The organism is Microcoleus sp. FACHB-SPT15 (genome assembly GCF_014849525.1).
In the GTDB taxonomy this organism is placed as follows: Bacteria; Cyanobacteriota; Cyanobacteriia; order Cyanobacteriales; family Coleofasciculaceae; genus Symplocastrum; species Symplocastrum torsivum.
Genome location: NZ_JACJNU010000049.1, coordinates 19,379 through 43,021, shown reverse-complemented (window position 1 = coordinate 43,021; position 23,643 = coordinate 19,379). Strand labels below are relative to the sequence as shown.

Sequence of the window (23,643 nt, the reverse complement as noted above, 5' to 3'; positions counted from 1 at the left end):
AAGAGTTCGAGGGGATTTGACTTCATGACAGCTTTGTTACTTTCTCCCAAAAGTACTGGTATTTCATCAAGTGTTCAAGTCCTGTGATTGTGAATATATGTAAAAATTGCTGTATCTCTGATCACAAAATTTTCTTACAGCTCCGATACCAACCATTTAAAGTAAGGCTGAATTATCAGTGGTTTGAAAAATAATCAGTAATAGTACTCTCCTATTGAAGGTAGAGTTCTCATAATTTGTCTATTTCCTCAGGAGTAATCAAACATAGTCACTTTTCCAGCCAAAGATTGATTCTGCTTCTACTTAAAGTAGATAACCTTGCGGATGTTAAGAGTCTCTATTGAGACAAGCAAGGAGGATATTATGCCAACAGAGCAACAGCTACAACCGCCACAACATCAGGAACAACAACCTGGTAGCGAAGAGCAAATGACTCCGAAGCCTAAGGCAGATGATTCTAAGTATCAAGGTAGTAACAAACTATTAGGGAAAGTTGCACTGATTACTGGGGGTGATAGTGGTATTGGTCGAGCCGTTGCGATCGCATTTGCCAAAGAAGGAGCCGATATGGCGATCGTGTACTTAAATGAACACGAAGATGCCGAAAAGACGCAACAAATGGTTAAAGAATTAGGGCGCAACTGCCTACCGATAGCCGGAGATCTTGGAGATGAATCATTCTGCCAGCAAGTTGTGCAACAGACCCTTGATCAGTTCGGACATCTAGATATTCTGATCAACAACGCCGCTGAACAGCATCCCCAGAATAGCATTGAGGACATTACCTCAGAACAGCTAGAACATACCTTCCGTACCAACATCTTCTCGATGTTTTATCTAACTAAAGCGGCACTACCCCACCTCAAAGAGGGAAGCGCCATCATTAACACGACCTCAGTAACAGCATACAAGGGCAGCCCTGAACTGCTTGATTACTCTGCCACTAAAGGTGCAATTGTTGCCTTTACCCGCTCACTGTCACAGAGCTTAATTGAAAAGGGAATTCGTGTTAATGGTGTTGCTCCCGGACCAATTTGGACACCACTAATTCCTGCTACTTTCCCCGAAGACAAAGTTGAGAAATTCGGTCAGCAAGTACCTATGTCACGCGCTGGTCAACCGGAAGAAGTTGCCCCCAGCTATGTGTTTTTGGCTTCCGATGACTCCTCTTATATGTCAGGTCAAATTTTGCATCCCAACGGCGGTACAGTCGTCAACGGCTAATCCTTAAGTTGAACTCTTATCGCTTGAGGACTGCACGATTTGTCAAGAACATCGAAATACACTTTAGGAATTTAAATAGATGAAAGCAGTTTGCTGGGAAGGTACTCACAATGTGCAAGTCGAAACCGTACCCGACCCAAAAATTATTAATCCGCGTGATGCGATTGTTAAAATCACGTCAACAGCAATCTGTGGTTCTGATTTACATCTTTATGACGGCTACAACCCAACCATGAAACCGGGCGACATTCTGGGTCATGAATTCATGGGAGAAGTCGTTGAGCTAGGCAGTAGCGTCAAGAATGTGAAAGTAGGCGATCGCGTAGTTGTCCCCTTTACCATTTCCTGCGGATCGTGTTTCTTCTGCAACCGCAGTTTATGGTCGCTGTGCGATAACTCCAACCCCAATGCTTGGATGGCGGAACAAATGATGGGTCATTCCCCATCGGGACTTTTCGGCTACTCCCATCTGACAGGGGGCTACGCGGGAGGTCAAGCGGAGTATGCCCGTGTTCCCTTTGCTGATGTTGGTTTGTTCAAGATTCCCGATGGACTAACAGACGAACAAGTCCTATTTTTCACCGATATCTTTCCTACCGGATATATGGCAGCAGAAAACTGTGACATTGAGCCAGGAGATACTGTTGCGATTTGGGGTTGCGGTCCGGTTGGGCAGTTTGCTATTAGAAGTGCCTTTATGCTGGGTGCTGGGCGTGTCATTGCGATTGATCGCGTTCCCGAACGTCTCCAAATGGCTGCATCCGGTGGAGCAGAAGTCTTGAACTATGAGGAAATCGAGGTGGGTGAAGCCCTGAAGGAGATGACAGGTGGGCGTGGTCCCGACTCGGTAATGGATGCGGTAGGAATGGAAGCTCACGGACTGGGTTTGGAAGGCTTCTATGACAAAGCCAAGCAAGCAGTGCGTTTAGAAACCGACCGACCCAATGTGTTGCGTCAAGCGATCGTTGCCTGTCGCAAAGGGGGTACGGTATCGGTTCCCGGTGTTTACACAGGCTTTGTAGACAAAATGCCGATGGGTGCTTTTATGAACAAAGGCTTAACCATGAAAACAGGGCAAACACACGTTCATCGATACTTGCAGCCGTTACTAGATCATGTTCAAAATGGCGATATCGATCCATCGTTCGTGATCACCCACCGTCTACCACTAGAGCAAGCCCCGCACGGCTACGAGATTTTCAAGGACAAAAAAGACAACTGCATCAAAATTGTCCTCAAACCCTAAGCAGTCAGAGACGTAATAGAGTATTCATGCGAATTCATCATCTCAACTGCGGCTGCATGTGTCCGATAGGCGGGGCACTCTTTGATGGGTTCAGCCGTGGTCCAACGGCTCGCCTTGTCTGCCACTGCCTGCTCGTTGAAACAAATCAGGGACTGGTTCTCATTGATACTGGCTTTGGACTGCGTGATGTCCAGTCGCCTTACTCACGGCTCAGTCCATTTTTCATCCACTTTAATAACATCCAGTTTGAGCGCAAGTACACGGCGATCCATCAGGTTGAGCAACTCGGATTTTCTGCAAGTGATGTGCGGCATATTGTGCTAACCCACCTCGATTTCGATCATGCAGGCGGTCTAGAGGATTTCCCTGAAGCAACGGTACACATTATGCAGGTTGAAATGGATGCCGCACAGGAGCGGGGCGGTTTCATCGCCAGTCGGCGCTATCGTCCAGGACAGTGGGATGAAGTCAAACACTGGCAGTACTATTCAGCAGGGGGTGAACCCTGGTTCGGTTTTGAGGCAGTCCGTAACCTCGATGGACTGCCTCCGGAGATTCTCCTGATTCCGCTTGCTGGTCACACGCGAGGTCATGCTGGTATTGCCATTGAGACATCAGAGGGTTGGCTCTTGAATGCAGGCGATGCCTACTTTTATCGGCACGAGATGAACTCTCCCAATCGTCACTGTACGCCGGGACTACGTGCTTACCAGTGGATGATGGAGGTGGATCGCAAGGCGCGGCTCCTTAATCAAGATCGGCTACGCGAGTTATCACTTGATCATAGTAGGGGTGTGCGCCTCTTCTGTAGTCATGACGCTGTTGAGTTCAAAGCGTTCGCTGACCCTACGAGTAAATCTCAAAACTAGAAATTTCCTCAGTTTAACTGGCGTTTATCGGCGTGTATCCGCCGACTATCGCTTCTTCCTCATCGGTATGGCGATGAATAAGAACCTCTCATCTTAATCAACATGGGCAGCTGTAACGATTAAAATTTTTATGCATAATTCAGCAATCTTTGCTGAGACTTTACACAGTCGAGGCAAGCTCTTTTATTTGTAAACACTTAACGACTTCCTAGAGCCAAGGACTTTTGCGTCTGCTTTACTCGAATTTAAGGAAAAACGCAATATTTCTTTATATAGTTTTGATAAAGTTTTGCAGATAGGTCTATTCAATCCCAGGGGATCGTGTAATTATTTCGACAACACTTAATGGTGCCTCAAAAATAACTTTCAGTTCTGACGAGAGAGCTATTGACAACTATTGTTCCCAGTCTTTTAGAGAAGATAGATAGTTGTGGGTATCTCGCCGTGTGTCTGCCATTTTTTGGAGGTCATAAATATGACTCTTTCCCTTACAACTCTCCCAGGCGTTGGTCTAGAAACCCAAAGCCTTCGCGTTCGTTTCGGTCAGAATCAGACCGCTTGCATCACTACCGGGAACACCGTTGATTTATCGGTAAAAATCCCTGTCTTAGGTCAACACGATACAGAATATATAATTTCTCAGCCGGGACGAATCTACCAAAAGTTAGGGTTTCACATCGTTGAGACAGCCGATAGATTTGCTGGCGCTTTGGTGAAAGAAGTAGAGTTTCCCTTAGAACAGTCAGCCTATGAGATTTATCTCAACTTCTTAGAGTTGACCAAAGACTGGAACTTATACCGTGTCTGGAATTATGTTCCCTACATTAACGAAGAAGCCTTTGACTTAGAAAACTACCGTTCTTTTTGCAAGGGTCGTTCCTTGGCATTTGAAGCCTTCTATGGTGAAGATTTCAATGTTAAAATGCCAGCCGCCTCAGCCGTTGGTATCAACGACAACAAATTGGTTCTTTATTTCATCGCAGGTAAAGAAACAGCGACTAATACGGAAAATCCTGAACAAGTCCCAGCTTTCCACTATCCCAAACAGTATGGGCCAAGAGCGCCGAGTTTTGCACGAGGTACGGTAGTGTATCAGGATGGCAAACAAGTTGGCTATTTATCGGGAACCGCTAGTATTAAGAGTCACGAATCAGTAACTCTCAGGAATATTAGTGAACAGTTGCATACCACTCTTGACAACATGAGTCTGGTATTTGAACGGATGGGTTTGTTACATGAACGACTAAGTTATCACGGAACTATGCCCGATCCGGCAAAATATGACCGAACTTTTAAGGTCTATATCAGACATCTAGAAGATGTAGAATACGTCCGCAACCTGTTTTCTCAAAGCATTTTTGCGTCTGAAGACGACCATATCCTCTATCTTCGCTCGGATATCTGCCGTTCAGAGTTAGATCTAGAAATCGAAGCGATCATTACAGAACGGTAACTTGCGATCGCTCAAACTATCGATTTACCCTACAGCGTAAAAAATTCTGCAAAATTTGCGTTTCTTGCATAAAAAGGAAAGACCGGAGTGATAAGTACTATAGCTACGCCGCTAGCTTTGACTTTTGCAAGAATTTTACTCTGTAATACCTAGACTCTGATTAACCTGAACTTTCCCGAATTCCAATTGGGAAAACTCTAATAGTTCAAATCAGCGAGGCTCTACCATGCTGCATCAAACTTTGCTCAAGACGGTTGAACGCTATCCTGAAAAAACGGCTCTTGTCTACGACAAACTGAGGCTAAACTACCAAGAGCTTTATACAAAAGTCGTTGGATTAAGCAACGGACTACGTTCAATAGGTGTCGAGAAATCTGACTCCATTGCCATAATTTTACCAAACTGCCCAGAGTTTGTCATCAGCTTCTATGCGGCAGCTACGTTGAAGGCGATCGCACTTCCTTTAAACCCCATGTTTAAAGAAGCTGAAATCAACTTTTACATCACTGATACTGGCGCGAGTGTCATCATTACCGACATGGCACGGGCTGAACTTTGCCAGAAGGTTATCTCAAAATTCGACAGAAAAATCGAGCTGGTTGTGATTGATGGAGTTTATCCATCCAGTGTTTCCTTTAATGACCTCATTCAAAAAGACACGGCTAATTTTGAAGAGACAGCACCCTATGAAGGAGATGTCATTTATCAGTACTCGTCTGGTTCTACGGGAAGACCTAAACGAGTATCGAGAACTCAAAAGAACCTGTTCCACCAAGCCAACAATTGTGTAACGACCTTAAACGTCACAGCGTCCGACAATATCTTGTGCATAGTACCGCTGTTTCACGCTTATGGGTTTGGAGAATGTTTACTAGCAGCTACCTTTACAGGAGCAACCCTAGTAATACTAGAGCAATTTATTCAGAATGGCGTTGCTGTTGAGATGCCATTCGTTTTCCGCTGTCCGCGAGTCTTAAATCTCATCGAAACCGAGGAGATTACGATTCTGCCAGCCGTACCTTACATCTATAGTATTCTGGCAGCAACGCCCTATCAGACTCAAGTAGATTTCGCGAGTTTGAGAGCTTGTATCTCAGCAGGAAACTTCTTATCCAAAGATACTTTTGATAAATTCCTGCACCGATTTGGTATTCCTCTCAGACAACTTTATGGTTGTACAGAGGCAGGGGCTGTTGCGATCAACTTAGAGGATGAAGCTGACCTTCAGTACGATTCCATCGGTTTACCGATGAAGAATGTAGAAATCAAGGTGATGGATGACGAGGGTAATGAATTGCCTACTGGTGACATTGGGGAGTTCGTCATCAAAAGCGAAACCCTGACAACAGGGTATTACAACTTACCAGAAGTGAATAAAGAGGCGTTCCAAGATGGTCACTTCTTTACAGGTGACTTAGGGAAAAAAGATGAACAAGGGCGTCTTTACCTAACTGGACGGAAGAAAATCTTTATTGACACTGGTGGACACAAAGTAGATCCTCTAGAAGTAGAGGATGTCTTGATGACTCATCCCAAGGTAGCCGAAGCTGTTGTTGTCGGAACTAAAGCTCCCCTAGGCGGCGAGATGGTTAAGGCAGTTCTTGTCTTGAATGGGGAATGTAAAGAGCAAGATATCTTAGCGTTCTGCAAAGACAAGCTAGCCGACTATAAAACTCCAAAATTCATCGAGTTCCGCCAAGAATTACCGAAAAATCCCCTAGGTAAGGTTTTGAGGAAAAAGGTTTAGGTTGAGAGCATACAACAGGCGGATGAGTATCTAACCTAAATCAGTGGTGCATTTACAATCACTTAAGTTAAAGCCCCTGCCACAAGTTTGACCCGCTCTGGCAGAGGCAGCCCTAAAAACGACATAGATCATTAAGGACTGTAAACATTATGACACTGCAAACGTTGGATACTCATCTCTCAGTAGTTGTATAGGTTCTTTGACGATTCAGGCAATCCGTAAAAGCATTTTTCAACTGCCACAACAGGAGTATCTTATGGAATTCGGACTACAGTTTTTCCCTGACGTTGCACCGAATCAGAAATCTGGTCAACAGTATTTTAATGAGGCTCTACACCTCGTCAGCCTCTGTGATGAATTAGGTTACACGAACGTCCGTATTGTCGAACATTACTTTCACCCCTACGGTGGCTACAGCCCTAACCCGATTGTCTTTTTGACAGCCGCTTCCCAGCGTACCCGGAATGCCCGTTTGATTACTGGCGCGGTTCTACCGGCATTCAATCACTCGTTAAAACTGGCAGGAGAAATTGGGATGCTAGACGCGATTTCCAATGGGCGTCTGGAAGTCGGTTTTGCGCGTGCTTTCCTGCCTCATGAATTTGTCCGGTTTGGCGTTAGCTTGAGTGAGAGTCGTGCGCGGTTTGAGGAAGGCGTAGAACAGGTGCGCCGTCTACTTGAGGAAGAAGACGTGACGATGGAGGGGCAGTTCCATAGCTTCAAGAATGTTACCTCCTTACCACGCCCAACTCAGAAGTCACGTCCACCGTTCTGGATAGCGGCGCTGGCGACTCCTGAATCGTTTGTTGCTGCGGGGAAAAAAGGCTACGGGTTGATGGCAATTCCCCTCGCTGGTGGCAAGATGGCAGAATTGATTGGGCTTTATCGCGATGCTTGGAAGTCAGCAGGGCATCCAGGGCAGGGGCGAGTGATGTTGGCGTTTCATATGTTTTGCTCGTTGAGTAATGCAGAAGCAGTTGCGATCGCACGTCAGCCACTTAACGACTATCTAGAGTCTCTCGTTGATGCCGCCTCAGACTGGACTTCGGGTTCGAGTTCTGCTGATTACCCAGGTTACGACAAGATTATTGCGGGACTTAAGGAAGAAACGTTTGAGTCTCAGGTTGCTAAGGGTGCGGCTTGGGTTGGGACACCTAAGGAGTTGCGGGATGCGATCGCAGATTATCACCAGCAAGTCGGTGGCTTTGAAATCGCCTCACTACAGGTGAACTTCAACACGCTACCAGTTGAAGCCGCAGAATCCTCAATACGGCTATTTTCTAGGGAAGTCATGCCCTACTTCACCAATCAGGTAAAGGCAGCCCCAGCCCTTGCTTCAGTTGTTTGATAGTACTGAAATGCAACTGAAATAACAGGGTAACTGCCCTAAACAGACCTAAACAGAGGCAGATTAAGCCTCGTATCCAGGAATAGAAATCTAGCTTGTCAAGACAAGGGTGGGAATTATGAAAAGCTTTGAAGATATCAAGCAGAAAAGCCACAGTGTTGTTCTAGAGATTATGCCAAATGTCAGTAGTGAAGAACTACTAGACGATGTAGATCTTTTCAGCCTCGGTTTAGATTCTATCAACGCCATGATGCTTGTGATGAACTTGCAAGATGCCTTTGGTGTAACCTTTGAAACTTGTGAAATCGACGTTGATAACTTTCGCACCTTGGCTAATATCACTGAATTGATCAAAAACAAGCAAGAGGTTATCCCTACCTCTGTCAAAGTGTAAATAGCCGAAGCATCAGAAGTTAAAGGACGTTCAGCACAAGGCTATTCATTAACAAGACTAAAGGGTGGAAGCCAGTCAAAAAACAGCTAAAGTCTGAAAAATCTAACGTGTTGCAAAAATAAACTCACGACAAAGATTAGACGGTCATCTTTCTCCGACATCTCCACAAAAACAGCCTCAGCAAAATCCTGATAAGCCCTTAAACAGTTAACGAGCTACAGGATTAGGCTCCACCCTTATAGTTTACTTAAACTACGCAATTGAGACTTGTTTTTCTTGTGTTTAGGAACGGCTGTCTTCTTTAACTAGTTAACGCAGAAAGTAACATCCTTCTAGTAATCAATAAAAAGGAGCAAGGTCAAATCATGAGTACTACTCATCAGCAAGTTCTGACTTGTATTCCTAAGCAACAAGACCAAATTATAAAAGTTACTCAGCAACAAGTCATAACTAGCATCTCTAAGAAACAAGACCAAATTATGAGAACCGATCTACAGCAATCATTAACTCGTCATCATATCAATCCATCGGAATTGAGTACTTTCCAAAGACTTATTTTAACAACTGATGGAACACTCACAGATATTCTAGAAGCTTATATGTTAGAGGAGGTTCAAGTTATTAAGCTATCGGAAGAATTAGTTTCGATAACACACGATATATTACCCATGAAGTTGAATAAAGGGACTGAGGTAATTGCTAGAAATATCTTGTTGCGAGGAAGGATAAGCCGAAAAAACCTTGTTTATGCCGAGTCAATTATTGTACCTGAACGACTAGATGAAACATATAGAGATGAATTGCTAAAGACTAAAACACCCCTCAGTCAAATTTGGCTTGAACAAAGAATAGAGACATTCAAAGAAATTCTGGATTCAGGAAAGGAGCCAGCTAATGGTTTATCTAGTTACTTTAATATTGAGCCAGATGAAAATATGCTATTCCGCACCTACGCTGTATTTTCTAATCGGAAATCTACCATGATGATTACTGAAAAATTCCCTGAGAGTTATTTTACCAAAGGCTTATAAGAAACAAATATTAAGTTGTAGGAATAATCAATACTGGAACACAAGGAAAAGAGTAGAAGTATGGACACCAAGAAAATACTTGACACTAACATTGACTCGTCACAAGTTTTAATGAGTCCGCTTCAAATCAAAGAAAAGTTGCCCATAAGTGAGGATGCAGCAAAAACAGTTTGGCAAGGAAGACAAGAGATACAAAATATCCTTGACGGCAAAGATTTCAGGAAATTTATTATCGTTGGCCCCTGTTCTATCCATGATATCGAAGCGGCTAAAGAGTATGCAGTAAAAGTCAAAACTCTTGCCGAGCAAGTCAAAGATAAACTACTGGTTGTTATGAGGGTTTACTTTGAAAAGCCTCGAACAACTGTAGGCTGGAAAGGATTGATTAATGACCCCGATCTCAATGATTCTTTTAACATCGAGAAGGGTTTATTAACAGCACGTAACTTACTGATAAAAATAGCAGAATTAGGATTACCTGCTGCAACAGAAACCCTAGACCCAATAACGCCCCGTTACCTAGCTGAACTAATTTCTTGGTCTGCCATTGGCGCACGTACTACTGAATCACAAACTCACCGCGAAATGGCTAGTGGATTGTCTATGCCAGTAGGGTTTAAGAATGGCACTGATGGCAATATTCAAGTAGCTTTAGATGCTATTCAATCATCCAGGATGCCTCACCATTTTCTTGGAATTAATGAAATGGGGGAGACAAGCATTTTTAAAACTAGAGGTAATCTGTATGGTCATATTATTTTAAGAGGCGGGGGAGGTCATCCAAATTTTGATGCTGCAACTGTAACAAAAGTGGAAGAAAAATTGAAGAAGTTAAATTTGCCTCAAAAAATTGTGATCGACTGTAGCCACGGAAATTCAAACAAGAACCACAAATCACAGGCTTTGGTGTTGGAAAATATTATCCAACAAATTGTAGAGGGTAATCAATCAATAGTCGGGATGATGCTCGAATCTAATTTACACGAAGGTAATCAACGTATCCCTAACAATTTAGATGAGTTGAAATATGGTATTTCTGTCACAGATAAATGTCTCGGCTGGGAGGAAACCGAAAAAATTGTTTTAGCGGCTTATGAAAAACTTGGAGCAAAAAGAGATATTACATTCCAAAGCTGTGGAATGGTGCTGTCTGGAATACCTATCCGCAATTTACTGACCACGAAAGGGTAGATATAGTGTTCCATCGTGGAGCAAGAGTGACGAGATGAGCATTGGTTTGAACTGGCAAATTTAAGGCATTGTGCTGAGTTTGCCAACTATTAAGTAAAGAATTTGTTAGTAGGAGAAAATGATGAAATCATTAGCAACTGAACAGTTTAGCACCTCATCAGTAGCCTTGAATTACAAGGGGAAAATTGACCCTGCTTCGGAGACAATTCCACAAGAGCAGTCTAAATCAGAAAAAGCTCCACAAGAGTTTTGGCAAGCCATTAAAACCGTCATCGCGTTACAGAATCAGGCTCCACCCTTACAGCAAATATCACGGGATACAGACTTACCTCTCTCTTTTTCTCAGGAACGGCTATGGTCGCTCCACCAGTTGAAGCCTGATAGTTCCTCCCACAACATACCCTTAGCCTTACGCATTACAGGATTGCTCAATATTCCTGCGCTGGAGCAAAGCCTCAACCAGATTCTGCGGCGTCACGAAACCCTACGAACGACTTTTACTACGGTGGATGGGCAGCCAGTTCAGGTCGTTGCTCCAGAGCGAACATTGACACTGCCGATAGTAAACCTCCAAGAACTCTCGTCAGACCAACGGGAAACCGAGAGCTTACGCTTAGCTACCGAAGAAGCCCAGCGCCTCTTCAACCTGGACTCTGGACCGCTCTTACGGGCAACTTTACTACAACTGGGTGAGCAGGAATATGTGCTGCTTGTAACCATACACCAAGTTGTTTTTGACGGATGGTCAGAGGGTGTGTTGTTTCGAGAACTAGAAGCACTTTACGAAACCTTCTCTACTGGGAAACCCTCTATGCTTCCTCAACTACCTATCCAGTACGCCGACTTTGCTGTCTGGCAACGGCAGTGGCTGCAAGGTGAGTTCTTAGATGCCTTACTTTCCTATTGGAAGCAGCAGTTTAGTGATGGTCTTCCTGTGCAACAACTACCGACTGATCATCCGCAACCGATCATTGCAACCCGTCGTAGCGCTCACCAAACTCTGGTTTTCCCGAAGGAACTTACTGAAGCAATCAAATCCTTGAGTCGTCAGGAGGGGGCAACCCTGTTCACAACCCTACTGGCAGCTTTCAAGGTATTGCTGTACCGCTACACAGATCAGGATGACCTTTTTGTCTGTAGTCCCACCGCTAACCGCAATCGAACCCAAACCAAGGGATTAATTGGATACTTTGTCAATCTGCTAGTTCTACGCACCGACCTCTCTGGAAACCCCAGTTTTCGGGAGTTGTTGAGTCGGGTACGCTCCTGTGCATCAGGAGCCTTTGCTCACCAAGATCTACCCGTTCAGCAGTTGGTAAATTCTCTCAATCTGGTGCAAACGCCACTGTCTCAAGTAATGTTTGCTCTCCAGAATGTCCCGAAGCAGCCTCTCAAGCTATCGGGTTTAACTGTAAGTTCGCTGGATATTGAAAACGGTACGGCTGACTTTGATTTGTCGCTGTCGATGGTGGAAGGGGCACAAGAACTAACTGGGGTGTTCAAGTACAACACTGACCTGTTTGATGATGCTACTATCACCCAGATGTTGGGTCATTTCCAAACCCTACTAGAAGAGATCGTCGCTAACCCTGAGCAGCCTATCTCATCACTACTGCCACTTTTGGTAAGTCGCTCTCTTACTTCCAACCAGGAACACCGTGAACTGGAAAGAGAATTCGTGGCTGCCCGGAATATGTTAGAAGTGCAGCTAACGCAGATTTGGCAAGAGGTTTTAGGTATCCAGTCTATCAGCGTAACGGACAACTTCTTCGATCTAGGAGGTCACTCTCTACTAGCCGCACGCTTATTTGAGCGAATCGAGAAAACCTTCAACAAGAATATTCCTTCGGCTACCATTTTCCAGGCTCCAACCATTGAGCAATTGGCTAACATTCTTAGTCAGGAAGGATGGGCAGCGTCAAATTCATCCTTAGTTGTCATTAAAGCTGGTGGAAGCAAGCCGCCCTTGTTCTTTCTCCATGTGCTGGGCGAGGGGCTTGAATACTGCAAGCCGTTGGCTCGTCATCTAGATCCTGAACGACCGATTTATGGGCTAGCTGTAGGGATTATGGATGAAGATTCTGCGAATAAGGTTAAGGATGCCTCAACTCATTACATCAAAGAGATGCGAATGATCCAACCGAATGGTCCTTATCTCTTGGCAGGTATCTATTGCGGGGGTCGAGTCGCCTATGACATGGCTGAGAAACTCCAGGCGCAAGGTGAAGAGGTAGCGGTTCTCGCCTTGTTAAATTCCTTAAGAGATGCAAAAGCCCAAAAAATATTGTCAGTCCGGGAACGAGTCTTTGCACACTCGAATAACTTTTTACGATTGGGTTTTCCCTACTTGTACAGAAAGATGGGGCTAGAACACACCAAGAATCAGCTAATGAATATGTACTGCCAGTTGTACGATCGCTTTGGACTTCCTGCGCCCCAAGCCTGCCGTAACTTCACGTATCGAGCGAAGAAAAAGGCGGGAAATCCAGAGTGGGTGTTCGCACCGCAACAGGTTTATCACGGACCTGTGACTCTCTTCCGAGCCATTGATGAGATTGCCTTCTATGACGCTGATTTGGGATGGGGTAAGATGGCCCCTGGCGGATTAGATATCCATGATATTCCTGGCAATAACGAAAGCGTATTTCAAGAACCCTGCGTTCAAGTGATGGCTGAAAAATTGAGGGCTTGCATAGATAAGGCTCAGTAGTTATTGGTTGTTGGTTGTTGGTAAGGAACGATAGCGGAGAGCTAGGGATCAATGGAATTTTGGAGGAAATTCTAATAGTTTGCTAACCACTAATATCTTCCTCAACCAACAAACTAGACTGCCTAATCACTTAACCTAAAGTCGCTTGTTTACGATGTACTTGGACTCGCTTATCGGGCTTTTGCTTCTTTACCCAGGAGAGAAATTTTTCCATCTGAGGTTCACTTCTAAGCTTGTCCAAAGAATTGAGTTCTTGAGCTAGACGTTTGTTGTCAAACAGTCCATGTATTTGTCGATGACAGGCAGAGCAGATATTCACGGTTGAGCTAGGCTCAGCCTTTTTTCTTTGATTTTCTATCAAGGAATTAAATGATGGACTGTTAAACAATAGACTTCTCTTTCATAGAGTTCGTACTTCATGGCACAAAGTAGTCACATAAAGACAGATGATGTAAAGCGATCGCCTTTTCAGATGAAGTGTCTTCGATGCCTCTATAGCCAATTTCCAACTAATACAAAAGGTGCCCAATAATAAGGTTGCTGTCTGTACTTAAAGTCTTGCAAGATTGAGAGTTGAGCGCGACGGAGAGCTTCAGCTTTTGTAACCGTATCATTGCCAAGCTCTTGATAGAATCGAACCATTAGAGCCGTAGTTACTGTATCATTGACTGACCAGAGTGTTGCAAGTGTACTACGTGCGCCTGCCCGCATTGCCATACCAGCGATTCCCAAAGCAGCTCTTTTATCTCCTTTTGCCGTTTCGCAAGCACTGAAAACTAGCAATTCAATCGGTCTAGAGCGACGCTGACTTGTGGTTTGAAGTAGGTTATTCAGTTCATTGACATTAATCGGACCATCCCAAGTTAGGATGAATGTTTCCTCTGCTTTAGAGCTAAATTGGCCATGAGTGGCTATGTGGACTACGGGAACGGCAAGATCATCAATTGCGTTTTGAATGTTTAGTGTGTTGAACTCCTGATTGAGAAGCACTTCACCTGGTATTTGAGATTGAATTTCCTTTAGTTCAACTTCTACTGCCGGAAGTGCAGAAAATCCTGGACGAGCTTCAGAGAGTCCAGCCGTCAGAACCTTGAGCTTGCCTCTAGCTAGAGGTTGAGACTCAACCAGCTCTAAACCTGGAGCTAAAGCAATGCCAAACTTTTCCACCAAGTATTGCTGACCATCATGAAGAGCTGCCATTGGAATATTCCGTAGAACACCATCTAAAACAAACACTAATGTTTTGATTTCATTGGTTTGCAAGTCCGCTTCAGCCGGCCGGATTAACCAGTTATACACTTGCTGGGAAAGGGGTAGGAAACTCCAACCAAAAGGCTTGGTTAGAGCGACACGTAACTGTGCCACGATGCTTTCAACTTGGTTAGAGGAAAGGGATGTTGCATAGTGGCGCAGCGGTTTATGAGGTATGCTGAGGATGACTTCAATGCGATCGCGTAGAATAATCGGATAAATGACGGCAGCATTCTGATCGATGCCGTCGATTTTCACAGGCTTTGCCGTTAAACAAGCCGCTCGAAAAAAGTTATCGAGTTCAGCTACCTGTAACGACTCAATCACTTGACGCGCATTTTCCAGGTGGCTGGAATCAGTCTCGGTTTCATCCGCGTTGAGCAGCAACTCCACTAACTCTCGATAGACAGGTTCCACACCCTCACGGAAAGAAAACTGTACCTCTGAGTTGATGGCAACGAGGTCACTCCGCAGAGACTGGAGGGTGTTGACAGCTTCCGTGTAAGCCGCAATGCTGGCTTTGTGGTAGTCCAGCGACTTTGGTATCCCACCTTTTTCATCACCTTGGGCTTTGAGTAGTCGTCCCAGTTGCCACTGCAAGCGGTAGGTAATATCTGGCGCGTTAATCGATTGAGCCAAAATCAAGGCTTGTTCGGTAAGATCTTGAGCCTCTGACCACTGCTGATTCTTTTCATACAATCCACCAAGACTACCAAGGGCATACGCTTGTGCATGTTGGTCTCCTAGTGTTGAGGCTTGCTGAACGGCTGTGGCTAAGATTTTGGCAATCTTCTGGCGATTGGGGATTAATTTCTGCTTCCCCACATCACCAGTACTCAATTTCATCAGGCTCTGGGCAAAGTTAATTTGAGCTAAGACAGCAATACGACTAAGGGGTAAGTCAGCTAGCTGTGCCTCAATTTGGGGTAACAAAGGCTCAGCGCGTGAAAAGGAACCGCTTTCAACCAAGAGACTCAACTGGTTGACTTGCGCTTGAATTCGAGTAGTTTGTGAGCTTGCGAGAGTAGCTGACCTTTGATAGAACGTCAGTGCCGCTTCTGTATCAGCTTGAGTACGAGCCGTATTGCCTAAACTCAGTAAAGCAGCGGCAATATCTGGCGACGAAGCTAATTTTTCCGCCACTTCTAGGCTTTGCTGCAAGACTTCGTTAGATTTATTGAACTCAGCCACTAACTTGAGGGTATTACCTAAGTGACGCAAAGCCGCTGCTTTAAGGGAAGAATCGGGCTGCCCTTGCAGAGTTTGATTGACTTGATCGAGAATCGAAAGCGAACGGCGGTAAAGTCCTTGTACCCGCAGAATCTGTGCCTGGTTGATTGCACAACGAATTACCCCGATTTCATCACCAACCTGTTTATAAGCATCTGCCGCCTGTTGTAAAGTAGTCAAAGCTTGCTGGGTCTGTCCCTGAGACATTTCCAAGCTTCCTTGAGTATTCAAAGCCTGAGCAAGGATACGGCGGCGCTCAAGGGTGTCTGGCTCTGAGTGAAGTAGTTCTAAGCTCATTGCGATCGCTTTTTTTGCTTCCGCCCAGTGTCCTAGCTGCTGATGCGCTAAAGCAAGATTGCTCCATACCATGGCTTGCTTTAGGCTGTCTCCTTGAGACTGATAAGCTTGAGATGCCTGTTGCCAAACCTGAGCCGCCGCAACAAATTGCCCCGCTTCATAATGTTCTCGACCCTGTTGCACTAACTGGTTAGGTGCCGCTATGCCTTGGGTAACGGGAACTTCGCTGGAGATATACGCAAAAACAGGTGGGCTAACAATCACTAACAATGCACTGAGACAAGCTAGCAAAAGATACACCAACCACCTACTACCGAAACCAACAAATTTTGGCAGGGGCTGATAACTACCCCATAGTAAACGCCGTTTGCTTGCCATCTTAGTGAGCGGTGCCAGTGAGGTTAGCTGTATTAGGGATATTTTGGCAGGAAGCCGAGACTTGCCAAGTCTGCTGAGACGTAGGCGTGACAGGAGTAGGAGCGGGAACTTGAACAGTAAGAGTCACCTTTCCATCTGCATCAATCATCCAGCCTTGAGCTTCAACAATTTGGTTAGCTGAGGATGCAGATGCATTTCCTAATACAGGAGACACTATCTCCCTTGCTTCCCCTACTTCTCCTACCTGCATAGGACTACCTAAATCTTCTAGCCAATTTTCCTCACCCAGAGATTCATTGGGATTGGGTGGCAAGCCTCCCCGCCCCGTCATTGTAAATTTATTTCCGGCTGAACTCCTGCCAACTTGACATTGATAGTCAATCATTCCAGTGGTGTCAATTATATCGGTGGGCAGGGATGTTAATCCTTGGCTGGGGTCAACCTCCGGTCTGCTAATCTCCACTACACCGCTTAAGCCAAAGTCAGAACTAGCTGTGATGTCACTTAGGGAAGTCAAGCCTTCTCGGTAGTCAATCCCAAAAATCCCTTGGGTTGTAATGTTAATCTTCCCGCCTTTCCCCTCGTAAGCATTCGCTGTAATATCGCTATTTTCTTGAGGAACGGCAACGATAAATCCAGCATTGATTGTAATGTTGCCACCATCTCCACTCGTGCCATCAAAGCCAGCATTGGTCGATATTGCACTATTGTTTCGTAATAGCAATACATCCTGTATTTGCAGTGTAATATTTCCGCCATTACCGGATGCTGTTCTGGCACTGAGCTTTCCTTGGTTATCTAAAAAAATAGAGTTAGCTGTAATCTGAAGGTTGCCTGCACTCCCCTGTCCAGCAAGATTAGAACTGGAAACACTTACAAGAGCGCCATTGGTCACAGATAAGTTGTACGTTGTAATGTTGAGGTTACCTCCAGTGCCTTGTCCAGGATCATTGACGCGGCTACCTATCAAAGTAGGAAATCCATTGCTGCTTATACCATCGACGTAAACCATATCTGTGGCGGTAATGTTGACATTTCCTGCATCCCCAATACCCAAAGTACTAGCACTCAGTTGAGCTGCGTTAGTTATATACAGAGAGCCTGTTGTGATGTTGAGGTTACCTCCATTACCCTGTGCATTCTCATCCACTCGACTGGCGATCGCACTTGCAAATCCATGGCTGCCTATACCATCTATGAAAATCGCATCACTGGCAGTAATGTTTACAGTGCCAGCATCCCCATAACCAAAAGTACTAGCACTGAGTACAGCACCATTCGTCACATACAGAGAACCTGTTGTGATGTTGAGGTTGCCACCATCCCCATTGTCTTGTCCTCCAAAGTTCACTCGACTGGTTGCCCTGCTCGATAATCCATTGCTGCCGACACCATCAAAGGAAACTGTATCTGTGGCATTAATATTCACATCACCTGCATCTCCTTCTCCACGAGTACTGGCACTGAGTACAGCACCATTTGTCACATATAGAGAACCCGTTGTGATGTTGAGGTTGCCGCCATTACCTTCTGCTCCATTTTCCACCAAGCTGAGTGCGCCACTAAACTCCTTAGGGCTAAGTGCACCATCAAAGGAGACAGTATCCGTTGCCGTAATGGTCACACTACCTGCATCCCCAGCATTATGAGTATTTGTACTCAGAAAAGCATTGTCGAATAGGGAAAGCGACCTCGCTGTAATAACGATGTCGCCACCTTTGTGGAAACCAAAAGTCTCACTTTGAATCGAACTATGAGCAACAGAAACTCTGCCATTGCTGATGAGCGTGATATCGCCGCCACCACCCAACTTGCCGCCCGAAGAGTTGATGTTCCCTGTCGTGATATCACTATTAGCACTCAGAGTAATTTGTCCACCATTTCTGCCAGGAGAATCTGTCAAGGAAGTGAGAGAGCCTGCACTTGTGTCAATTGCTCCATGGCGGCTTGTAAGACTGATTTGCCCACCATCTAAAAAGCTGGAATCAGACTGAATATTAGTTGTTGTGATGTCGTCGTTAGCGATAAGGGTGACAGCGCCACCACTACTAGCTGTTGCCGTAGATTGGGAGTTGACGTTGCCACTAAGGACAATTCCGCCTCTTGAGTCAATGACAACATCGCCGCCATTCCCCAGAGAACTACTGCTATTTATCTGTCCCACCTGAATGGTTACGTCAGGTAAAGCAGGATTGGGATTGTACTGATTGGTGAGCAAAACCAAGCCGTCAGCCGCACTCATTGTGATGCTATCAATTGCGATTTCAGCACTGGTTGCTGCATCCAGAACACTGAGATTACTAGGAGTAGGTAATCCCTGTAATCCAAGAGAGCTATCAAATCCCGTAGTTCCTGCTCGAATATCAAGGGTCGGTCTTGCACCTCCATTGACCTCCAAAAGAGTACCATCCGAGAGGGAAACTGTTTGATTGATGTAGTTCGTTACTTCTGTACCTGTAATGGTGACGCTACCAATGTTGACTGAACTACCTGCTAAGACGTGGAGGGAAGCGCCCGTATAACTGCTAAAGCTAACATCACCACTTGCTTGGATAACTGGATCGAAGGGACTCACTAAAGTTCCGAGACTGCCATCCAGCTTCTCTATACGAAAATCGCTACCGCTTGTGTAATGAGCATCGCCTCTAATGGGGTTGGCAGAACGTAACACTATATCTCCACCAGAGAAAAAGCCGCTTTCTGGATGATTCAAAGCCATGAGATTCACCTCTCGATTGCCCTGTATCATCAACCTTCTACCAGATGAAGCAATAAACGGATTTGTGGTGTTGTCTCGCACCTTCACGGTATCTAATGCTCGTAGGGTTAAGTTTCTCCCTGCATACAGCTCACCTTGTAAGTTGAGATTGTTCGCCGCTAAGGTTAGGTTTTGTCCAACAGATAACTTCCCAGAATTGCTAATTGTTCCTCCTTGATTCGACCCATACTGCAAGCCAATCGGAGCAGTGATTGTTAGCAGTGGTGGTACGTCTGGATTAGCCGTGCTGAACGCAAAGCCATCCTCAAAAACAAGGCTATTTGCTGTACTCGCTAAAAACGACCCAGCAATGTCGAGTTGGGCATTGAGTCCAAAGATGATGCCATTCGGGTTGATTAAAAACAAATTGGCTGAACCAGTCACTCCTAGGGTTCCCAGGATGTTTGAGGCGTTTGAGCCACTTACCCGCGTCAGGATATTCTCGATTCCACTTGGGTTGGCAAAGTAAACTCGCTGTCCATCGCCAATGTTGAATTCTAAAAAACTGTGGAACAGGTTAGAGCCTCGAAGTGCCCCACCCTCAATTTTGTCAGCGTAATGGTCATCAATCATGACATTCGGACGAACAACAGACTGTTCAGCTCCCAATGTCACATCCGGTGTAATTTGCGCTACCGCTTGAGTATTTGTACTTGCGTGCAGCAAAGCTATCCCGAAGGGTATCGTTCCACTGATTCCCAAGGTAATAAGTTTAACAGCACACTTTCCTAGTGCTATCCCTGCCTGATAATTGGTAGGCTGTGCTAAGTTTTTTGCGATCGCTCTCTCAGGAGTTTTACCAGATGAGATAGAACCTGTACCTCTCACCTTCACGCAGCTAAGGAACTGTTTCATATCCATCTTTAGGAAGATTTAAAAGAGTTTTATATAGAACTCAGTATAGTTACTAAGATAGAGGTTGCATAGCTCAAAATATTACAACCGCTTTACTAATTTTCATGACCTTGAAAAGGGGGGGAAATAATTTTTGCGTTTATTTGATGATTAGTTTAAATTCCCCGGCTTTTTTGTCCTTAAACCAATCTTGTCAAAGTGATACTGAAATTCAACATCCTACTGTTGATTTCTCTAGCCATCAACAATGGAATCCTCAAAGGGGATGGAAAAAGGCTTTGAATAATTTGCGGTTAATTATTCAACCCAAAGTAGGACAAAACCGTCCATCTCTCTAGTAGGATTAGCTCTACACGCACTGGAGAATATATATCGATGCGTTTTTTGGCATTGGCTTGTGACTATGACGGGACATTGGCTTGTGATGGTCAAGTAAACGAGGAAACCCTAGTAGCACTTGAGCGTCTGCTGGATTCTGGTCGAAAATTAATCCTAGTTACAGGGCGACAGTTGGATGACCTTCACAAAGTTTTCCTTCACCTCAACCTCTTCGAGTGGGTTGTGGCTGAGAATGGAGCTTTACTCTACCAACCTGCAACCCAAGAGGAAAAGCCTTTAGGTGAACCTCCACCCCAAGCGTTTGTTAAGGCGCTGCAAGAGCAAGGGGTTGATTCCCTTGGTGTAGGACGGGTGATTGTTGCTACTTGGCATCCTCATGAGAAAACGGTTTTAGCGGTGATTCGTAAGCTAGGACTGGAACATCAAGTAATTCTGAACAAGGATGCCGTAATGGTGCTTCCTCCAGGTGTTGACAAAGCTTCTGGTTTGAATGCTGCTCTCAGTGAGATGAGGTTATCGCCACACAATACGGTTGGGATAGGAGATGCAGAAAATGACCAGGCTTTGCTTGGTTTGTGTGGGTGTGGGGTTGCCGTTGCCAATGCTCTGCCCGTACTCAAAGAGTGTGCAGATTTTGTTACCAAAGGCGATCGCGGTGCTGGAGTTGTTGAACTTATTGACAAGTTGATTGCCTCTGATCTAGAAGAACTTGACTCTCTAAGGAAACAGCACTACATTTCATTAGGCAAGCTTGAAAATGGCGAATGATGGGGCTGTAACCTAAGTTTTCACAGATCAATCCTAAAAAGCCGACAGCTAAAAGCTTTCATGATGTTGGTGGGTTATCGCGCTTGACTAAATCAGACGGTGGCCGATCGCTACTCCACGCCCACCAGACATTACCACACTGACATTGATAAAACTCTTGCCACTTCTTGCGATACTCTTCTGTCATTACAGGCGATCGGCGATTAATCCAAACTCCTTGGGACTCTATCGAAGAAGAGCGGCAGTTGGGGCAGCAAAACTCTAATGCATGAGTCGCTGATTTTGTCCAGTCAGGCGGGATTGCGCTAAATGCGTCCATTCTGAATAGTTATCCTTTGAGTTACTTGCTAATAAATGCTGCTAATAGCTGGCTACCGACTCTCGTACTTTAGTGTTTAACGTTATGTAAACCAATAGTTGAGATTCTTAACACTCCTCTGTGCTTATTTTAGGCTTCCTCTCATGCCGAAGACCGCCCTGATCGGCTATTGTTTTGGATGAATCACGCCATCCTTCTCAAGACAGGAAGAAGCTGAGAGTGATGAGTATTCATCAAGTATTCGAGGTGAGATGTCTCCCGCCTCATCAGGAGGACTAAGCCCATGTCGTTTCTCAACCTCATTTCCTTTTTTGGTATCTTTGGACTGTGTGCGATCGCGTGGCTATTTTCAGAACACAAGCGAGTCATCCCTTGGCGAGTAATTATCTTCGGCATTGGCTTGCAGTTAATTCTGGGATTTTTGGTATTTCAGTTTCCAGTTACTCGGTTCATCTTGGATAGCTTTAGCCGTCTACTTGATGCTGTTTTTGTTGCCGCTGATTTTGGAGCGCGGTTTGTCTTTGGCCCAGCTTTGATTCCTAGAATTGGTGAAGCCCCCACACCAGGTATCGGTACAATTTTTGCCTTCAGAGTTTTGCCTCCAGTCATTTTCTTCTCTGGACTGATGGCGTTACTCTACAACATCGGAGTGATTCAACCTGTAATTAATTTCTTTGCCAAAGTGTTTTACGCCACGATGCGCTTAAGTGGTGCTGAGGCATTAAGTGGATCGGCAAATATTTTTGTAGGAATTGAGGCAGCAATTGTTGTTAAGCCATTCTTGGCAAAAATGACCCGCAGTGAACTGTGTGCCATTCTCTCTTGTTGTTTTGGAACGGCAGCGTCCTCAACTCTGATTATCTATGTTAAAGCCCTGGAAAATGTTTTTCCCAATATTCTTGTGCATTTAGTCTCGGCATCGATTATTGCAATTCCAGCTTGTTTTGTTTTATCGAAAATTTTAGTTCCAGAGACAGAAGTTCCCCTAACAGCAGGCGGGATTCCTCAAGAAGAGAAAATTCAAGACAAGAAGGATGAAGAGGTTGTAGAGTCTGATTTTCAGGATGCCCCGAAGGAAACTGTGGCTGGAGAACCCATTGAGCGCGTTAGCCCAGTCGATGCAGCAATTGTGGGTGCATTAGATGGAGTGAAAATGGCAGTTGCGATCGCGGCTGTACTGATTTTAATTCTGGGCTTGGTTTCCCTAATCAATCAACTCTTCGGTGGGTTAGCCAGCTTACAAAACTCAGACATCTTCGTGTTCCAGCTTATTGGTAAATTCTTCAGCGTCGTCACCTTACAGAATATTTTGGGAGCTTTGTTTCTACCTCTGACCATTCTGACGGGAGTTTCGGTTGAGTGGGATGAACTTTGGCGTTCTTCTGTAATCATTGGACGCCGATTGTTTGAGACAGCAATTCCTCCATATCAAACATTAGGACAGGACGCGGCACAAGGGCTTTTAAGCGATCGCGCAGTTTTGATTATCAGTTATGCTCTCTCTGGCTTTGCTCACCTAGCTTCAGTAGGCATCTTTGTGGGTGGCACGATTGCTCTGATTCCTTCCCGGCGTAAAGATATCTCTGAACTTGGTTGGAAAGCTTTATTCGTTGGCACCTTGGCAACGATGATGATTGCTTGTATTGCTGGCGTTTTTGACACGGGGGATGCCAGTATCTTAGGGGAAAAGACAGCACCTACCGCTCCAATTACTGCCCCAACTCCTACAACATCTCCGACAGTACCAACTGTAACGCCCTCTCCTACCCTTACCCCAATTGCTCCTGTCGTACCGCCACCCATCCCGGTAACTCCCCAACCTTCACCTCAAACGACAGTTTCGCCCATCCCCACAACGCCCAGCCCAACGGCTTCACCCCTGCAAGCAAATCCTCGTCCGACACCTCCAACCACACCTCGTCCAACGCCTCAAGCAACAGCCTCACCAACTCCAACAACTCCTCGCCCTACACCCAGAACAACAACTTCACCGACTCCAACAACTCCCCGTCCAACGCCTCAAGCAACAGCCTCACCAACTCCAACAACTCCCAATCCCACACCTCAAGCAACGACTTCACCGACTCCAGCCACGCCTCAAACTATAGCTACCCCGTCTCCCAGTCCACAATAATTTAGTTGTGAGTTGTGAGTTGTGAATGGGATAGTTAGATTACAAGGCATAAAGGTTGAAACCTTTTCCACTCGTTATGCTGACGATCTAGTCTTTTCTAA

The 23,643-nt window shown here is 45.2% G+C and carries 16 protein-coding genes; 12 read left to right on the top strand and 4 right to left on the bottom strand.

Translation table 11 applies throughout. The annotated features are described in order from the left end of the window. Positions 1 to 363 precede the first annotated feature (363 nt). From H6F98_RS16225 to H6F98_RS16180, 10 genes are all read left to right on the top strand, one after another. A complete protein-coding gene (locus tag H6F98_RS16225) occupies positions 364 to 1,224 on the top strand; it encodes an SDR family oxidoreductase (protein ID WP_192219736.1) in 861 nt (286 codons plus the stop codon). Between the two features lie 79 nt (positions 1,225 to 1,303). Next, positions 1,304 to 2,470 carry a zinc-dependent alcohol dehydrogenase gene (locus tag H6F98_RS16220; protein WP_192219735.1) on the top strand — a complete coding sequence of 389 codons (1,167 nt, stop codon included), beginning with the start codon at positions 1,304 to 1,306 and terminating at the stop codon, positions 2,468 to 2,470. A gap of 26 nt (positions 2,471 to 2,496) precedes the next feature. Further along, a complete protein-coding gene (locus H6F98_RS16215; protein ID WP_192219734.1) occupies positions 2,497 to 3,339 on the top strand; it encodes an MBL fold metallo-hydrolase in 843 nt (280 codons plus the stop codon). Positions 3,340 to 3,814: 475 nt separating this feature from the next. After that, the gene (locus tag H6F98_RS16210) at positions 3,815 to 4,792 is read left to right on the top strand and encodes a hypothetical protein (protein WP_192219733.1); all 978 of its coding nucleotides are present in this window, start codon (positions 3,815 to 3,817) and stop codon (positions 4,790 to 4,792) included. Between the two features lie 226 nt (positions 4,793 to 5,018). Continuing rightward, complete coding sequence (locus H6F98_RS16205; RefSeq protein WP_192219732.1) at positions 5,019 to 6,539, top strand: class I adenylate-forming enzyme family protein; 1,521 nt, start codon at positions 5,019 to 5,021, stop codon at positions 6,537 to 6,539. Positions 6,540 to 6,795: 256 nt separating this feature from the next. Continuing rightward, the gene (locus H6F98_RS16200) at positions 6,796 to 7,887 is read left to right on the top strand and encodes an LLM class flavin-dependent oxidoreductase (RefSeq protein WP_192219731.1); all 1,092 of its coding nucleotides are present in this window, start codon (positions 6,796 to 6,798) and stop codon (positions 7,885 to 7,887) included. Between the two features lie 118 nt (positions 7,888 to 8,005). Continuing rightward, positions 8,006 to 8,281, top strand: coding sequence for an acyl carrier protein (locus tag H6F98_RS16195; RefSeq protein WP_199348569.1), 276 nt, complete (start codon positions 8,006 to 8,008; stop codon positions 8,279 to 8,281). Positions 8,282 to 8,646: 365 nt separating this feature from the next. After that, a complete protein-coding gene (locus tag H6F98_RS16190; RefSeq protein ID WP_242058564.1) occupies positions 8,647 to 9,312 on the top strand; it encodes a chorismate pyruvate-lyase family protein in 666 nt (221 codons plus the stop codon). 60 nt (positions 9,313 to 9,372) lie between these two features. Continuing rightward, on the top strand, positions 9,373 to 10,503 hold the full coding sequence (locus H6F98_RS16185; RefSeq protein ID WP_192219730.1) for a 3-deoxy-7-phosphoheptulonate synthase: 1,131 nt from the start codon (positions 9,373 to 9,375) through the stop codon (positions 10,501 to 10,503). 118 nt (positions 10,504 to 10,621) lie between these two features. Further along, positions 10,622 to 13,213, top strand: a complete 2,592-nt coding sequence (locus H6F98_RS16180; protein WP_192219729.1) for a condensation domain-containing protein — start codon at positions 10,622 to 10,624, stop codon at positions 13,211 to 13,213. Between the two features lie 130 nt (positions 13,214 to 13,343). Here the strand turns inward: H6F98_RS16180 and H6F98_RS16175 are convergent, their stop codons facing one another. From H6F98_RS16175 to H6F98_RS16165, 3 genes are all read right to left on the bottom strand, one after another. Beyond that, a complete protein-coding gene (locus H6F98_RS16175; RefSeq protein ID WP_313929881.1) occupies positions 13,344 to 13,532 on the bottom strand; it encodes an HNH endonuclease in 189 nt (62 codons plus the stop codon). A 173-nt stretch (positions 13,533 to 13,705) separates the two neighbouring features. Further along, entirely contained in the window at positions 13,706 to 16,369 is a 2,664-nt protein-coding gene (locus H6F98_RS16170; RefSeq protein WP_192219728.1) for a CHAT domain-containing protein, read from the bottom strand. 1 nt (position 16,370) lies between these two features. After that, positions 16,371 to 19,982, bottom strand: a complete 3,612-nt coding sequence (locus H6F98_RS16165) for a filamentous hemagglutinin N-terminal domain-containing protein (protein WP_192219727.1) — start codon at positions 19,980 to 19,982, stop codon at positions 16,371 to 16,373. 375 nt (positions 19,983 to 20,357) lie between these two features. On the opposite strand from H6F98_RS16165, the gene H6F98_RS16160 reads away from it, so the two are divergent. Further along, positions 20,358 to 21,089, top strand: coding sequence for an HAD family hydrolase (locus tag H6F98_RS16160; RefSeq protein WP_192219726.1), 732 nt, complete (start codon positions 20,358 to 20,360; stop codon positions 21,087 to 21,089). Between the two features lie 58 nt (positions 21,090 to 21,147). Here the strand turns inward: H6F98_RS16160 and H6F98_RS16155 are convergent, their stop codons facing one another. After that, entirely contained in the window at positions 21,148 to 21,408 is a 261-nt protein-coding gene (locus tag H6F98_RS16155) for a hypothetical protein (protein ID WP_192219725.1), read from the bottom strand. A 283-nt stretch (positions 21,409 to 21,691) separates the two neighbouring features. On the opposite strand from H6F98_RS16155, the gene H6F98_RS16150 reads away from it, so the two are divergent. Continuing rightward, on the top strand, positions 21,692 to 23,542 hold the full coding sequence (locus H6F98_RS16150; protein WP_192219724.1) for a NupC/NupG family nucleoside CNT transporter: 1,851 nt from the start codon (positions 21,692 to 21,694) through the stop codon (positions 23,540 to 23,542). Positions 23,543 to 23,643: the final 101 nt, after the last annotated feature.